13 protein-coding genes are annotated in these 15,158 nt (G+C 65.0%); 10 read left to right on the forward strand and 3 right to left on the reverse strand.

From position 1 onward, the window contains the following. Nucleotides 1–12: 12 nt before the first annotated feature. The 6 genes from EB230_RS13285 (at nucleotide 13) to EB230_RS13310 (ending at nucleotide 6,208) form a co-directional block, all read left to right on the forward strand. Nucleotides 13–963: an ABC transporter permease gene (locus tag EB230_RS13285; RefSeq protein ID WP_056570795.1), complete on the forward strand. Its 951-nt coding sequence runs from the start codon at nucleotides 13–15 to the stop codon at nucleotides 961–963. Then, nucleotides 947–1,834: an ABC transporter permease gene (locus EB230_RS13290; protein WP_056570796.1), complete on the forward strand. Its 888-nt coding sequence runs from the start codon at nucleotides 947–949 to the stop codon at nucleotides 1,832–1,834. The genes EB230_RS13285 and EB230_RS13290 overlap by 17 nt, the downstream gene beginning before the upstream one ends. Beyond that, nucleotides 1,831–2,796, forward strand: a complete 966-nt coding sequence (locus tag EB230_RS13295; RefSeq protein WP_056570797.1) for an ABC transporter ATP-binding protein — start codon at nucleotides 1,831–1,833, stop codon at nucleotides 2,794–2,796. The genes EB230_RS13290 and EB230_RS13295 overlap by 4 nt, the downstream gene beginning before the upstream one ends. After that, the gene (locus EB230_RS13300) at nucleotides 2,793–3,821 is read left to right on the forward strand and encodes an ABC transporter ATP-binding protein (protein WP_172372606.1); all 1,029 of its coding nucleotides are present in this window, start codon (nucleotides 2,793–2,795) and stop codon (nucleotides 3,819–3,821) included. The genes EB230_RS13295 and EB230_RS13300 overlap by 4 nt, the downstream gene beginning before the upstream one ends. A gap of 16 nt (nucleotides 3,822–3,837) precedes the next feature. Further along, nucleotides 3,838–5,385: an ABC transporter substrate-binding protein gene (locus tag EB230_RS13305; protein ID WP_246738942.1), complete on the forward strand. Its 1,548-nt coding sequence runs from the start codon at nucleotides 3,838–3,840 to the stop codon at nucleotides 5,383–5,385. Between the two features lie 142 nt (nucleotides 5,386–5,527). After that, nucleotides 5,528–6,208 (forward strand): TetR family transcriptional regulator C-terminal domain-containing protein, encoded by a 681-nt coding sequence (locus EB230_RS13310; RefSeq protein ID WP_172372610.1) that lies wholly within the window; start codon nucleotides 5,528–5,530, stop codon nucleotides 6,206–6,208. Here the strand turns inward: EB230_RS13310 and EB230_RS13315 are convergent. Together EB230_RS13315 and EB230_RS13320 are read right to left on the reverse strand one after the other, a co-directional pair. Next, nucleotides 6,205–7,743: a trimethylamine methyltransferase family protein gene (locus EB230_RS13315; protein WP_056570801.1), complete on the reverse strand. Its 1,539-nt coding sequence runs from the start codon at nucleotides 7,741–7,743 to the stop codon at nucleotides 6,205–6,207. The two genes, EB230_RS13310 and EB230_RS13315, sit on opposite strands and share 4 nt — an antisense overlap. A gap of 68 nt (nucleotides 7,744–7,811) precedes the next feature. Then, complete coding sequence (locus EB230_RS13320) at nucleotides 7,812–9,914, reverse strand: FAD-dependent oxidoreductase (protein WP_172372612.1); 2,103 nt, start codon at nucleotides 9,912–9,914, stop codon at nucleotides 7,812–7,814. Nucleotides 9,915–10,231: 317 nt separating this feature from the next. Between EB230_RS13320 and EB230_RS32595 the strand changes: the two genes are divergently transcribed. From EB230_RS32595 to EB230_RS13340, 4 genes are all read left to right on the forward strand, one after another. Next, the gene (locus tag EB230_RS32595) at nucleotides 10,232–10,534 is read left to right on the forward strand and encodes a YciI family protein (RefSeq protein ID WP_196772379.1); all 303 of its coding nucleotides are present in this window, start codon (nucleotides 10,232–10,234) and stop codon (nucleotides 10,532–10,534) included. Between the two features lie 15 nt (nucleotides 10,535–10,549). Then, nucleotides 10,550–11,611 (forward strand): maleylacetate reductase, encoded by a 1,062-nt coding sequence (locus tag EB230_RS13330; RefSeq protein ID WP_172372616.1) that lies wholly within the window; start codon nucleotides 10,550–10,552, stop codon nucleotides 11,609–11,611. Between the two features lie 30 nt (nucleotides 11,612–11,641). Then, nucleotides 11,642–12,556, forward strand: coding sequence for an intradiol ring-cleavage dioxygenase (locus tag EB230_RS13335; protein ID WP_246738943.1), 915 nt, complete (start codon nucleotides 11,642–11,644; stop codon nucleotides 12,554–12,556). A 90-nt stretch (nucleotides 12,557–12,646) separates the two neighbouring features. Beyond that, a complete protein-coding gene (locus EB230_RS13340) occupies nucleotides 12,647–14,344 on the forward strand; it encodes an extracellular solute-binding protein (RefSeq protein WP_172372618.1) in 1,698 nt (565 codons plus the stop codon). A gap of 3 nt (nucleotides 14,345–14,347) precedes the next feature. Here the strand turns inward: EB230_RS13340 and EB230_RS13345 are convergent, their stop codons facing one another. After that, nucleotides 14,348–15,154 carry an SDR family oxidoreductase gene (locus EB230_RS13345; protein ID WP_172372620.1) on the reverse strand — a complete coding sequence of 269 codons (807 nt, stop codon included), beginning with the start codon at nucleotides 15,152–15,154 and terminating at the stop codon, nucleotides 14,348–14,350. Between the last annotated feature and the right edge of the window lie 4 nt (nucleotides 15,155–15,158).

Genomic DNA, 15,158 nt, shown 5'->3' on the forward strand with positions numbered 1-15,158 from the left:
AGGGAGGAGGCCATGCTCGCATATGCAGTGAAGCGCATTGGTCTTGGCCTCCTGATCCTCGTTCTCGTCATGGTCGCGATGTACGCGGCCGTTTTCCTGGTGCCGGGCGATCCGGCCACGGTGGCGCTTGGTCCGCGCGCCACGCCGGAACTAAAGCGGCTGCTGATCGAGCGGATGGGGCTCGACCAGCCGGTCTGGTGGCAGATCATCGAATTCTTCCGCAACGCGCTGACCGGCAATCTCGGCTACGACGTCTGGTCGAACCGGCCCGTTTCCACGCTGGTGCTGGAAGCGTTGCCGAACACGCTGATCCTCGGCCTGACGGCGCTGGCCGTCGCGCTCCTGATCGGCGTTCCGCTCGGCTGCCTGTCTGTGATGCGGCGCGGCACGGCGGCCGATGCCGTCATCGGCGTGCTCTCGGTCGGCGTCATCGCGGTGCCGTCCTTCGTCGTCGCCATCTATTCGCTGCTGGTCTTTGCCGTCACGCTACGCTGGCTGCCGGCCATCGGCGCCGGCGAGGCCGGCGACTTCATCAGCCAGGCCAAGGCGCTGGTCATGCCGGCGGCGGCGATCGCGCTCGGCTGGATCGGTTACATCGCCCGCATGGTGCGTGCCTCGATGATGGAAGTGATGGGCGAGCCGCATATCCGCACCGCGCGCTCGTTTGGTTTGCCCGAGTGGAAGATCGTCTCCAAATACGCGCTGCGCATCGCCATCATTCCAACAATCTCGCTGGTCGCTGTCGGCCTCGGCAGCATCCTGTCCAGCGCGGTCTTCGTCGAGGCGGTGTTCGCCCGGCCAGGCATCGGCAAGCTGATCACCGACGCCGTCAACACCCGCAACTATCCGGTCGTCATGGGCACCGTGCTGATCATGACCGCCATCTATGTCTCCATCACCATTGCCGCCGATCTGTTGATCGCGCGGCTCGATCCGAGGGTGCGCGATGTCTTCCGTGGCTGATGCCTCGTTGTCCGTTCCGGGCCGACAACGGTTTCCGCTGCTGCGCGCCTTGCTTGCCGATCCGTTCACCTGCGTGGCGCTGATCCTGGTCACCGGCTTTCTTGTCACCGCGATCTTCGCGCCATGGCTGGCGCCTTATTCGCCGGTCAGGATCGACGTGCTGCACAAGCTGCAGCCGCCATCGGCGCAACACTGGTTCGGGACCGATCATCTCGGCCGCGATCTCCTGTCGCGCGTCATCCATGGCGCGCGCACCGCGCTGACCATCGCCATGGTGTCGGTGGCCATCGCCGGCGCCATCGGCCTGATGCTTGGCCTGATCGCCGGCTACGGGCCGCGCTGGCTCGACGCCATCCTGGTGCTGAGCTTCGACAGCCTGAACTCGCTGCCGATGATCATGTTCGCGCTCGCCATCATCACCGTGCTTGGCGCCGGCACCGGCACGCTGATCATCGTCATCGCGGCGACCTCTTTCCCGAGCTACGCCAGGCTGATCCGGGCGCAGACGCTGGCGCTGAAGAACAGCGACTACATCCTCGCCGAGCGCCTGATCGACGCCAGTGCGGCGCGCATCATCTTCGTCCATCTGCTGCCCAATGTTGTCGGGCCGCTGATCATCCTTCTGTCGATGGATATTCCGGTCGTCATCATGGTCGAGGCCGGCTTGAGTTTCCTTGGCCTTGGTGTGCGTCCGCCGACACCATCCTGGGGCTCGATCCTCTATGACGGCTACACCAGCATCCGCTCGGCACCCTTCATGGTCATCTTCGGCGGCCTGCCGCTGGTGCTGGCCACGCTTGGCTTCACCTTCCTCGGCGAAGGCCTGCGCGACTATCTCGATCCGCGCCTGCAGTTGCGGAGGCCGGCATGACCGGCTCGCTCGCCGCCAGCGATCTCAGCGTCCGCTACGAGACGCCGCATGGCGCCGTGCACGCGTTGCGCCATGTCGACATCGAGGCGCATCCGGGTGAAGTGATCGGCATCGTCGGCGAGAGTGGCTGTGGCAAGTCCACGCTGGTCACCGCCCTGGCAAACCTGTTGCCGGCCAATGCCCGCATCGACGGCTCGATCTCATACAATGGCGTCGATCTGGCGAAGCTCGACGCGTACCACCAGCGCCTGCTGCGCGGCGACGAGATCGCGCTGGTCAGCCAGGATCCGATGACGGCGTTCAACCCGGTGCTGACCATCGGCGACCAACTCGTCGACTTCCAGCACCACCGCAAGGACCTTGGCCGGGCACAGAAGCGGGCGCGCATCGCCGCCATGCTCGGCCGCGTCGGCATTGCGGACGCCGAACGGCGCATGCAGAGCTATCCGCACGAACTGTCCGGCGGCATGCGCCAGCGCGTCGCCATCGCCGCCGCGCTGCTGACCGATCCCGGCCTGCTCATCGCCGACGAGCCGACGACGGCGCTCGACGTCACCATGGAGGCGCAGATCATCCATCTGCTGCGGGAGCTGAGGCGCGACTACAACGGCATCATCATTGTCGTCTCGCACCATCTCGGCGTCATCGCCGAACTTTGCGACCGCGTCTATGTCATGTATGCCGGCGAGGTGGTCGAAGGCGGCGAGGTCGACGCGATCTTCCACGACGCCAGGCATCCCTATACGCAAGCGCTGCTCGCCTGCGACCCCGCCCGCTTCCATGAGCGGCTGGACAGGCTGCCGACCATTCCGGGCTCGCTGCCCAACCTCACCCAGCCCCCGTCCGGATGCGTCTACGCACCGCGCTGCGACCGTGCCTTCGCGCCGTGCACGACCGTCGCGCCACCGCTGGCGAAACTCGCCGCCGCCCATGTCGCACGCTGCCATGCGGTGACGCCATGAGCCCGCTGCTTGCCGTCGAAGACCTCTCCGTGAGCTTCGTGCGCGGCGGCTTGCTCAACCGCCTGATCAATCCGTTCCCGCTGCCGGGCTTCAACGTCATCGACGGCGTGACGCTGTCGCTGATGCCGGGCGAGACGCTCGGGCTGGTTGGCGAATCCGGTTCCGGCAAGACGACGCTGGCCCGCACCATTCTCGGGCTCATCCGGGCAGCCGCCGGCCGCATCGTCTTCGAGGGCAGGGAGGTGCGGACGCCGGCTGATTTCCGCGCCATGCGCCGGCGCTCGGCGATGATGTTCCAGGACCCTGTCGCCTCGCTCAGCCCGCGCCTGCGCATCGGCAAGCTGCTCACCGAGCCGCAGATCATCCAGGGGTTGCCGATGCCGGACCGCCGCGCCGCCGCCAAGGCGCTGCTGGCGCTTGTCGGTTTGCCGGCCTCCTTTGTCGACCGCTTTCCGCATGAGCTGTCGGGCGGGCAGGCGCGCCGCGTCGGCGTTGCGCGCGCCCTGGCGATGAAGCCGCATCTGCTGCTCGCCGACGAGCCGACAGCCGGCCTGGATGTCTCGGTGCAGGGCGATGTGCTGAACCTGATCGGCGAACTCAAGCGCGAGCTCGGCTTCGCCGCCATGATCGTCACCCACAACCTGGCCATGATCCGCCATGTCAGCGACCGGTTGGCCATCATGTATCTCGGCCGGCTGGTCGAGACCGGACCGACGCGAGCCGTGTTTTCCGCGCCGCTGCATCCCTATACCGCGACGCTGATCCAGTCCGAGCCGATACCCGATCCGCGCCGGCGCAGCCACACCCCCGCCGTCACGGGCGAGATACCGAGCGTGTTCCGGCGACCTTCGGGCTGCGAGTTCCACACGCGTTGCCCGATCGCACGCGAGCGCTGCAGGGCCGAGGCGCCGGTCTACCGGCCGATGGGCGCGGATCGCATGGTGCGCTGCCATTTCCCGCTGCAGACAGGCGGGCAAGAACGGGAAGCCTTCTCACGCGCTTCCATCAACCAAAGGGGAAACTGAGATGTCAGAATGGACCATGGACAGACGTGCATTCCTGAAGGCGGCCGGCGTACTGGGCGCCGGCCTCGCGATGAAGCCGGGCTTTGCCTGGTCGGCGTCCGGCGACACGTTGCGCATCCGCATGGAAGGCGATCTGCAGTGCCTCGATCCAGCCTTCATGAATGGCGGCATCGAGGATGTCATGATGCGCGGCATCTATGTCTCGCTCAACCATTTCGGCGACATCAGGAAAGGCTCGCCCTGGTCGCTGTGGGGGGCGGAAAAGCTCGAGCAGAAAGACCCCAAGACCATCGCCTTCACCCTGATCGACGGGCTGAAGTGGTCTGGCGGTTTCGGCGCGGTGACAGCCGACGACGTCAAGTTCTCGTTCGAGCGCATCGCGGACAAGGCGCTGGCATCGCCCTGGGCCTATCAGTTCGAGAAGCTCGACCGTGTCGAAGTCGTCGATGCCAGGTCCGGCATCATCCACCTGAAGGAGCCTTACCAGCCGATCTTCGTTACCAGCCTGCCTTACTATGGTGGCCACATCATCAGCCGCGCCGGTACCGAGAAGGCGGGCGGCAAATTCACCACGCAGCCGCCGGCGACATGCGGGCCCTATCTCTTCTCCGACTGGCAGCAGAAGCAGAAGGTTACGCTGACCGCCAACCCGGACTGGCCGGGCCCGAAGCCGGACTTTTCGAAGGTCGAGATCTATGTGGTGTCGGACGATCAGGCGGCACAACTCGCCTATGAGGCCGATGCCTTCGACTACACCAAGATCGCCATTTCGGCGACCAAGGCCGTCAAGGAGAAGCCGCCGGCGGACACAAACCTGATCGAGGCGCAGTCGACCCGTTATGTCTGGCTGACCATCAACATGCTTAGCCCGCGGCTCAAGGATCCGAAGGTCCGCCAGGCGGTGCAATATGGCGTCGATGTCGGCCAGATACTCACCGGCGTCTATGACGATTTGACCAAGCGCTCCACCGGTGTCGTCCAGCCCGGTACCAAGTTCGCGCGCGCCTCGAATCTGATCGCGGCGCCCGACTATGAGAAGTCCGCCGCACTCCTCAAGGAGGCTGGCGTCGGCGACCTGTCGCTGACCCTGACGGTGATGAACGATTCCATCCGCACCGCGACCGCGCAGATCATCCAGGCCAGCCTCGAACAGGCCGGCATCAAGGTCGAGATCCAGCCCTATGACGAAGCCGCCTTCTGGGGCGTCGGCGACAAGACGCAGGGCGAAGGCTACAAGAACATCGACCTGGCGCTGATGGATTTCGCCGGCGGCATCGATCCGTCGGAAAACCTGGTTTGGTTCCGCCCCGACCAGATCGGCGCCTACAACTGGTCTGGCTTCGACAGTCCCGAATTCGAGACCAGCTACCAGCAGTTGGTGGCCGAAAGCGACGAGGCCAAGCGCATCGCCTTGTCGAACCGCATGGAGGATTTGATGGAACAGTCCGGCGGCTTCGTCTTCATCTGCCACCAGCCGCTGGTCGCCATCCACAAGACGGCGTTCGACCCGGTCATCTATCCCGACGGTCACCCCAATCCGGTGCTGTTCAAGAGGAAGGCGTGAACCGAACCATGATCCCGAAAAGTGGGAACCGGTTTTCGGATAAGATCATGGTCAAACAAGGAGATAGAGCCCCATCCCGATGTCATCGGGATGGAACAGGCTCTAAGTGGACAGGAAGGGCATTATCTATTAGCTGGAGTCCATGACGGAAGCCCAACCAGAAGATGCAAAAAGGAAGCGCGGCGCGAAAAAGGCTCCGCCGCGCTTCAGCCGCGAACAGGCTGACGTGCGCCGCTCCATGCTGATCGAAGCAGCGACGCGATGCCTGTCGGTCGGCGGCATCGGCGCCTTCACCATCGATCGCATCTGCAGGCAGGCCGGTGTTTCGCGCGGCCTCATCAACCATCATTTCGAAAGCCTCGACGGGTTGCTGGTCGAGGTCTACAAATCCTCGCTCTACGCTAGCGTCAACAACCAAATCGCCGAGGCCAAGCGCCGCCGCGCCGAGACATCAGACTGGTCGCCGCAGGCCGCGCTTGCCGCCCTGGTGCACTCCAATTTCTCGCCCGAATATTTCAGCCGCGAGAACCTTCTGATCTGGCTGTCGCTGTGGGGCGAGATCGCCGTCAACCCGCGCCTGAAGGCGGCGCATCGCGAACTCTACGATGCCTATCGCGCGGAACTCGCGGAGGACATCGCCGCTGTCGCCATACCGCGCGGCCGGCAAGTCGACGCTCCGTCTCTGGCGCGCAATTTCATCGCCCTGGTGGACGGGCTCTGGCTCGAATGGTGCCTCGATGAAAGTGTGGTGACGCCGCAGGCGGCGGAGGCGGCTGGGTTCGAAATGCTCGAAGCGCAGGTGGGGCCCTTGCGGGGCGTTTAGTTCAGCGGTGAACCACCCTCGCGCTTGCGGCGCTCCATATAGTCGCGCAGCGCCTCGTCGATGCCGGGATCGATCGGCGGCTGTTCGTATTCGGCGACCATGCGCTTCCACACGACGTTGGCCCTTTCGCGCGCCGTGACCTGGCCGCGCTCGACCCAGGTGTCGTAATTGTCCCAGTTGGACACCAGCGGCGAATAGAAGGCGCGCTCGTAGCGTTGCATGGTGTGCGCGGCGCCGAAGAAATGCCCGGCCGGGCCGACCTCGCGCACCGCTTCCAGCGCCAGCGTGTCGATGTCGACCGCGGGCGGATCGAAATAGGCCGACATCATCTGCAGCATCTCGGCATCGATGACTAGTTTCTCGAACGATGCGGTCAGCCCGCCGCCGAGCCAGCCGGCGGCATGCAGCACCAGGTTGGCGCCGCCCATCAGGCAGCCCCACAGCGACATCGCGCTCTCATAGGCGGCCTGCGCGTCGACCGAATTGGCGGCGGTGACATTGCTGGAGCGGAACGGCACGCCGATCAGCCGGCAGAGCTGTCCGGTGATCTGCGCGGCCTGTGTGTATTCGGGCGTCCCGAAGGCCGGCGCGCCGGTCTTCATGTCGACATTGGAAGTGAAGCCGCCATACATGACCGGCACGCCCGGACGCACGATCTGGGTTAGCACGATGCCGGCCATCGCCTCGGCATGCTGCTGAGACAATGCGCCGGCCAGTGTCACCGGGCTCATCGCGCCGGCCAGCGTGAACGGCGTGATGACATTGACCTGGCCATGCTCGGCCAATGCGATCAGCCCTTCGGCCATCGGCTCGTCAAGCTGCAGCGGCGAGTTGGTGTTGATGATGCCGGTAAAGACAGGCATTTCCCGCGCGAGGTTCTCGCGCGTCGTGCCGAGCGAAATCGCCACCATTTCCAGCGCGTCGATGGCGCGACCCTGACCAAGGGTTTGCGGTTGCCAGTTCTTGTCGAGCAAGGTGATCTCGGCATAGTAGAGGTCGAGATGGCGCGTGTTCTGGTGCAGGTCGAGCGGCTCGAACGGGCCGCCGCCTTCCTGGTGCAGGACATTGAACGACTGGATGAGTTTCAGATAGTCGCACATCTCGGCATAGGTGCCGGGACGGCGGCCACGATCATTGTCCATGACATAGGCCGGACCGCCGACCGACGACAGGATGCAGTGCCGCCCGCCGACCTTGACGTTCCTGGCGGGATTGCGGGCGCGCAGCTCGAACGATGATGGCGCCATGGCGACGCGCTCCATGACCATGGCGCGGTCGAAGCGCACCCGCATGGCGCCTTCGTCTACATCGCAGCCGGCGGCGCGATAGAACTGCCGCGCCCGCGGCTGCAGCACGCGCATGCCGATCTCTTCCAGGATGGTCAGGCCCATTTCGTGGATCGTCTGGACCTGATCGGCCGACAGGATCTCGATCGGCGCGTAGGGCCGCGTCAGCTGCTTCCACGGACGCTGCTCGATGCCGCCGACCTCGCGCTGCGGACGGCCGGGCCTGCGACGTGCGGCGGTGCGTTCCATGCGTCCTCACTCCTTGTTTGACGCAATTCCGGGCGGAAAACCGCTTCACACTTTTCCTGGAATTGCTGCTATTCGGCTGCCGTGCGCATATCGAAATCCGCCACCGCATCGACGATCGGCGTGTCGCGGCGGTAGGGCTGCCAGCGGACCTTTGTGCCGATCTCTCGAGCCAGCTTGTGACCGCTGTGAACGGCGTGGGCGATCGCGCCCGGCGCCAGCGTGTCGCCGATACGATCGACGCTGCGAATGCCGACGGCCGCAAGCGCGTCCGCCCGTTCCGTCAGCGCCTCGAACAGCTCGCTGCGCGGCAAGCGCAGCCCTACGATCAGCACCGAGCGGCAGGCAATGCGGCTCTCCTCGCCGGTGAACAGATGCGCCAGCGTCGCGGTCTCGCCGTCGAAGGATTTCAACAGATGCAACGTCGTCACCGGCACGTTGCGGCGCGCCAGCGCACGATGCACCAGCGGCAGCTCGTTGGTCATGATCGTCCAGGCGGACGCCTGGCCGGCCGGTGTGACATAGCTGACCGGAACGCCCTGTGCGGCCAGATGCTCGGTGAGGACACCGCCCATGTAATAATTGTCGAAATCGAAGACGAGCGTCGGCCCCTGCGGGAGCCGGCCGGCGGCGATGTCATCGGGCGTGAACACTTCCGCGTGGTCGAGCCGGCCGACCGGTATCTCCAGCGAGGAATAGAGCATGTTGGTCCAGCGTGCGCCGGTCGCGAGCACGACCCGGTCCGGCGCGAGGTCGATGATCTCGTCGGCGCCCAAAAAACTCTCGGGATAGAGCGAGACATTGCTGATATCGCCGAGACGGCCGAGGCGGTAGTCGACGACGCGGTTCCAGGCCGACAGGCCGGGCAGTGTCTTCTCGAAGGTCAGCCGCCCGCCGAAGCCGCGGCTGCCGTCGGCGAGCGTCACCTCATGGCCACGCCGGCCAAGCGTCAGCGCGCATTCGAGCCCGGCCGGTCCGCCGCCGACAATCAGGATGCGCTCCGCTCTGTCGGCACGCTCGACGCGTTCGGGGTGCCAGCCGCGCCGCCATTCCTCGCCGGCGGTCGGGTTCTGCGTGCAGCGCACCGGCACGCCGTCGTGCCAGCTGGAAATGCAGATGTTGCAGCCGATGCATTCGCGGATTTCGGCCTCGCGGCCCTCGCGGATCTTGGCCGGCAGGAAGGGGTCGGCGATCGAGGGCCTCGCGCCGCCGATGAAGTCGAGCACACCGCGCCTGATCTGCGACACCATGGTGTCGGGCGAGGTGAAGCGCCCGACGCCGACAACGGGCTTCTTCGTCAGCGACTTGACGAAATCGATCACCGGCTCATGGCTGCCTTCGCCGGTGAAACGCGATGCGGAACAGTCGGTCGGGCTGGAATCCATCTTGACGTCGAACAGGTCGGGCAGGTCGGCCAAAAGTTCGATCAGCTCATGCGCCTCGGAGGGCTGGTTGCGGCCGGGCCTGCCGCGCAGTTCCTCGAGGCTGACGCGCAGAGCGACGCCGCAGTCCTTGCCCACGGCATCCCTGGTGACCTCGATCATCTCGCGCACGAAGCGTACGCGGTTCTCGATCGGTCCGCCGTACTCGTCGGTGCGATGGTTGTACTCCGGCAGCAGGAATTCGTAGCCGAGATAGCCCATGCCGGCATAGACATAGACCACGTCGAAGCCGGCGGTGCGCGCCTTGCGCGCCGCCTCGGCCTGGCACCGCAGCACCTCTTTCATGTCGGCCTTGTCCATGGTCTTCGGCCGCAGATTGCCCATGAAGCCGACATGGGTGGCCATCCAGGGAATTCCCGATGGCGACAGCGGCGGCAGCCGGCTCGTTCTGTTCATGACGGACGCGCCGCCATGCCAGAGTTCCACGCCGGCAAGCGAGCCATGGCGGTGCACGGCTTCCGTCATCAGCGCATGGGCGCGGATATCATTGTCGTCCCACAAGGTGGCGAAAGGCAGCGGCGTGTCGTCCGAGCTCGGATCGATCGAACAGGCTCCGGTGCAGATCACGCCCCATCCGCCCTCGGCCTTGGCTTCGCGAAAGGCCGCACGCACCCTTGGAAGGGCGTTGGTCATGCCGCTGGCATGCGGCACCTGGTAGAAGCGGTTCGGCGCGGTGACCGGCCCGATCCGCATCGGCTCGAACAGGATCTCGTAGCGGGGATTGCAGGTCATCGGAGCTCGGCGAATATGCTTGTTGAACGATCGTACAACAAGCATATTCGCCGGCATTGCAGAACGCAATGGCCCAAAGCGATGGCGCTGGGGATCGGTTCGAGGGCAGGGCCCATGCGACGGTGTTGGGACGGGTGGGTTCACAACAGCATCGCATTTGTCCAAATTGGACAGATCTTGAAGCCGGTCAGCCCTGTTTCGGGCTAACGTCTGTCGGCCCGTCTTTGGTCGCCAGCCTCGAAGGTCACTCGACCGTTTTTGGGTCGTTTCGTTACAATCGCTGGCAACGGCCTGCCGGGCCTTTTGGGAGGAATGTCGTGACACTGTTTGCCGTCCACTGCCTGGACCATGCCGATGCCTTGCCGAGGCGCCTGGCCAATTATGACGCGCACAAGGCGCATCTTGCCCAGGGGCGTGTGAAGACCGTCATCTCGGGTCCGCTGGTGGCAGAGGACGGGGAGACGATGATCGGCTCGCTCTTTGTGTTTTCCGCCGAAAAGATCGAGGATGTCAGGGCATTCAATGCCGCCGATCCCTTCAACGCGGCCAATGTCTGGCGGTCGGTCAGCATCAACCCGTTCCTGATGCGCGTCGACAACCGGAGCCTGGAATTGCTCTAAGCTCGAGGCGAATTCATGGACACCTTCGTCTATAACGGCCAGCCGGCCCGCGTCATTTTCGGATCCGGCACCATACAGCAGCTGCCGGCGGAACTGGACCGGCTGGGTTTGAAGCGGGTCGCCGTGCTGGCAACGCCGCCGCAGGAGCCGGAAGCGCGGCGGCTCGTCGAACAGCTCGGCGGCCGCGCCGCCGGCGTCTACGCGCGGGCGACGATGCATACGCCGGTGGAGGTCACCGAGGATGCGCTGCGTGTCATTGGGGACCTCAAGGCCGACGGGCTCGTCGCCGTGGGCGGTGGCTCGACCACGGGCCTTGCCAAGGCCATCGCACTGCGGACCGACCTGCCGCAGATCGTGGTGCCGACCACCTATGCCGGCTCGGAAATGACGCCCATCCTCGGTGAGACCAGGGACGGAGTGAAGGTCACCCAGTCGAGCCCCAAGGTGCTGCCCGAGGTCGTGATCTACGATATCGACCTCACTCTGTCGCTGCCCGCGGCCATGTCCGGCACCAGCGGGCTCAACGCGATCGCGCATGCGGTCGAAGCGCTTTATGCACGCGAGCGCAACCCGGTCATCAGCCTGATGGCGACAGAGGCGATCGGCGCGCTTGCCGCGGCCTTGCCGACGATCGCCGTCGAGCCCGACAACCGGGAAGCGCGTTCAAAGGCGCTTTACGGCGCCTGGCTTTGCGGCATCTGCCTGGGCTCGGTCGGCATGGCGCTGCACCACAAGCTTTGCCATACGCTCGGCGGCAGTTTCGACCTGCCGCATGCCGAGACGCATGCGATCGTGCTTCCGCACGCGCTTGCCTACAATGCCCCGGCAGTGCCCGACGTGATGCAGAGGCTGCGCGACGTGCTCGGCACGGACGACCCGGCCATGGCGCTCTACGATCTTGCCGGCAGGGTCGGCGCCCGGCGAGCGCTCGCGGATATCGGCATGCCTGAAAATGGCATCGAGCTTGCGACGGACAGGGCGCTGTCCAACCCCTACTGGAACCCGCGCCCCCTTGAGCGCGAGGCGCTGAAGGGGCTGATCGCCCGGGCTTATGCAGGCGAACGGCCGCGCTCCTGAGGCGTGGCGACATCTGGAGGAGGATCGATCTTGGGCAAAGCACAGGCCAGCCATGCGCGGCCGCCGAAATATCCGTATTTCGAGGAGGAGACCTCGGTCGACGTCGTCAACGCGCGCATGGGACCGGACGTCGATCCGCGCCTGCGCGAGGTGATGAGCGTGCTGGTCAAGCACCTGCACGCCGCCATCAAGGAGATCGAGCCGACCCATGAGGAATGGCTCAAGGGCATCACCTTCCTGACCGAAGTCGGCCAGATGTGTTCGGAGTGGCGGCAGGAATTCATTCTCCTGTCCGACACGCTTGGCGTCTCGATGCTGGTCGACGCCATCAATCACCGGCGTCCGAATGGCGCGACCGAGAACACGATTCTCGGACCGTTCTACGTGCCCGAGGCGCCGCGCTACGAGCACGGCGCGAACATCTGCCTGGACGGCAAGGGCGAGCCGCTGGTGGTGCGCGGACGCGTGGTGGATACCGAGGGCAAACCGGTCGCCGGCGCGCTGATCGACGTCTGGCAGACAAATGACGACGGCTTCTACGACGTCCAGCAGAAGGGGCTGCAGCCGGACTGGAACCTGCGCGGCGTGTTCACCAGCGGCGAGAAAGGCGACTATTGGTACCGGGCCGTCAAGCCGCGCTACTATCCGATCCCGGACGACGGACCCGTGGGCAAGATGCTTGCCGCGCTGGGGCGCCATCCGAACCGGGCCGCGCATATCCATTTCATCATCAGCGCGCCGGGCTACGATCCGGTCATCACCCATATCTTCACGCCCGATTGCCAGTATCTCGCCGAGGACGCGGTCTTCGGCGTGAAGGATTCGCTGATCGCGGATTTCAAGGAGATCACCGACCCGACAAGCGCGGCGGAGCTTGGCTTCACGTCTCCCTACTGGGCGGTGAACTGGGATTTCGTGCTGGCGCGCAAATCGGCGGGCACCTGAGACCCGACATCCTCCGACACCGCTATAGTTTCGTCCATTTTGGACTAAATCATAGCGCCGCCCTTTTTGGCGCGACCCAGAGGAGGGTTCATGAACGACCACGAATTCCTGCGCGTCTACGATTTCGTCGACCGGCTGAGGACGCCGTTCCTCGGTGTCGCCGATGTCGAGGACGAGGCGTCGTGGCGCATGGTCCATTACATCATGCGATCGGAGCTCGAAGGCTATCCGGTGACGATGAGCAAGCTCGCGCTCGTCTCCGGCCTCAGCCATGGAACGGCGATCCGGCGCATCCAGGACATGATCGGCAAGGGGCTTGTCGAGCGCAGGCCGTCGCCGGACAAGCCGAGGAGCTTCACGCTGCATCCGACGGAGGAGCTGACGACGCTCGCGGTCAACTATGCGGCGGAAACCAAGGCTCTGATCGCGGAGATCCTGGGCGGGCGCGGCACGGAGGAACACGAAACCAACTACTATTTCGGCGCGCCGCGGCGCGGCAATCCGGTCATTCCGCCGATCAACCTTTTGAAGAGCCGGATCACCGAGGGCGTCGAGCTGCAGTTCCTGCTCAACGACGACAATTATTTCGCGGCGATGCGCAACATGTGGTCGGACTTCCGCAACAACCTCGCCAGCGCCAGGAGCTTCAAGCTCGTCCACCAGAACGACCTTTACCGGGAAGGTCTGGCCAACGGTCAGCGCTCGGTGTCGGCCTATGATATCATCGCCATCGACATGCCCTGGCTCGGCGAGTTCGCGGGCAGGGGCCTGGTCATGCCGATCGGCGACATGATCCGCGAATCCGGCATCAATCCAATGGATTTCCACCCGTCGATCTGGTCGACGACGACCTGGCAGAGGGTGGAATATGGGGTGCCGATCTATTGCACCATCGAGGTGCTCGCCTGCCGCAGCGACCTTTTCGACGGTGCCGGGCTCGCCCTGCCCAGGACTTTCGAGGAGGTGATCTCGGCCGGCCGGGCCTTCCACAATCCGTCCGTGGAGCGCTACGGCATTGCCTGGAACGCGGCGCGCATGCCGCTCGCGTCAAGCTTCATGTTCTTTCTCGGCTGCTGCGGCCAGACAGTGCTGTCGATCCGGCGCACGCCGACCGGCTACTCGACGGAAAATCTAGACCGTCAGCACATGCGGCCGCAGATCGACAGCGAGGCCGCACTCACCGTGCTTGACTACATGCACAGGCTTCTCGAGATCGCCCAGCCGGGCGCGCTCGATGCGCATTGGGACGATTCCTGCGCGGTGTTCCTGAAGGGCCAGAGCGCCATGGGCTATGTCTGGACCATGCGCGCGGCGCAGTTCGAGGCGGAGGTGCGCTCGGCCGTGAAGCGCCGGGTCTCCTATGTGCCGCAGCCCAGCGGGCCGGGCGGCACCAACACGTCGCCGATCGGCGGCTTCCTGCTCTGCATCCCTTCCAACATCGACCCGAAAAGACTGCCGCTGGCAACGGAGGCGCTTGCCTGGATGGCCTCACGCGAAGCGATGAAAGAGCATGTGAAGAACGGCTTTCCGGTCGCGCCCCGCTTTTCGGTGAGCGCGGATCCCGAAGCCACTGGCCGTTCGCAGCTGGTGCGCTTCGTCGGCAACCTCGGCAACCGCAACCTGCTCAGGAACTGGCAGCGGCCGCCGGTTCCCTTCTACACCGACATGGAGCGCATCATCGGCGAGGAAATCCATGACGCATTGTCCGGCGGAAAATCCGACCGGGCGGCTCTAAAGGACGCGCAGAACCGCCTCGACCGGATCATCGACAGCACGATCGGCGTGTGACCATCAAGCTATGGCGCGGATCGAGCCGCCATCCACGCCCCAGACAGAGGACGTGACGAAGGACGCAAGGTCGGAAGCGAGGAAGACGATCACGTTGGCGACTTCCTCGGGCTTGCCGAGCCGGCCGAGCGGGAGCTGACGCAACGACATTTCGTGTTCGACGGCCTTCTGCGGCTCCATGTTGTGGAACTTGCCCATGGTCTCGGCAAACCCGCCCGGCTGCGTCCAGAAAGGCGTCCAGACCGGGCCCGGCGCCACGGCGTTGATGCGGATGTTGTTTGCGCCTTCGCTGCGGGCCAACCCCTTGGTCAGCGCGAGCACCGCCGCCTTGGAGGCGGAATAGTCGATCGGCACGCCTTCGGGCTGCCGGGCAAGATCGGAAGCATTGTTGACGATCGCACCCTTGCCCTGCTTGCGCATCACCGGCAGCACGATGCGCGTGGTGCGCACATAGCTCATGAAATTGAGCGAGAAGGTCTTGTCCCACTCCGCATCGGTCAGCTGGTCGAAGGTTCGGACCGCGCCCGAGCCGACATTGTTGACCAGGACGTCGAGCCCGCCGCCCAGATGGGCGATCGCCGCGCCGACCTTGTCCTCGATATCAGTGGCGGAGGAGAGATCGGCCTTGAAGGCCGTCGCCTGTCCGCCGGCCGCCGTCACGGCCTCCACTGTTTCGCCGAGGCCCGCGGCATCGATGTCGAGCAGCGCCAGGCGGCTCCCCTCGCGCCCGAAGGCGATCGCGGTTTCCCGGCCGATGCCCTTGGCGGCGCCGGTGATCAGCACCGTCTTGCCCTTGAGATTGGTATCCATCCTA

Source organism: Mesorhizobium sp. NZP2234 (assembly GCF_013170765.1).
Classification (GTDB): Bacteria; Pseudomonadota; Alphaproteobacteria; order Rhizobiales; family Rhizobiaceae; genus Mesorhizobium; species Mesorhizobium loti_D.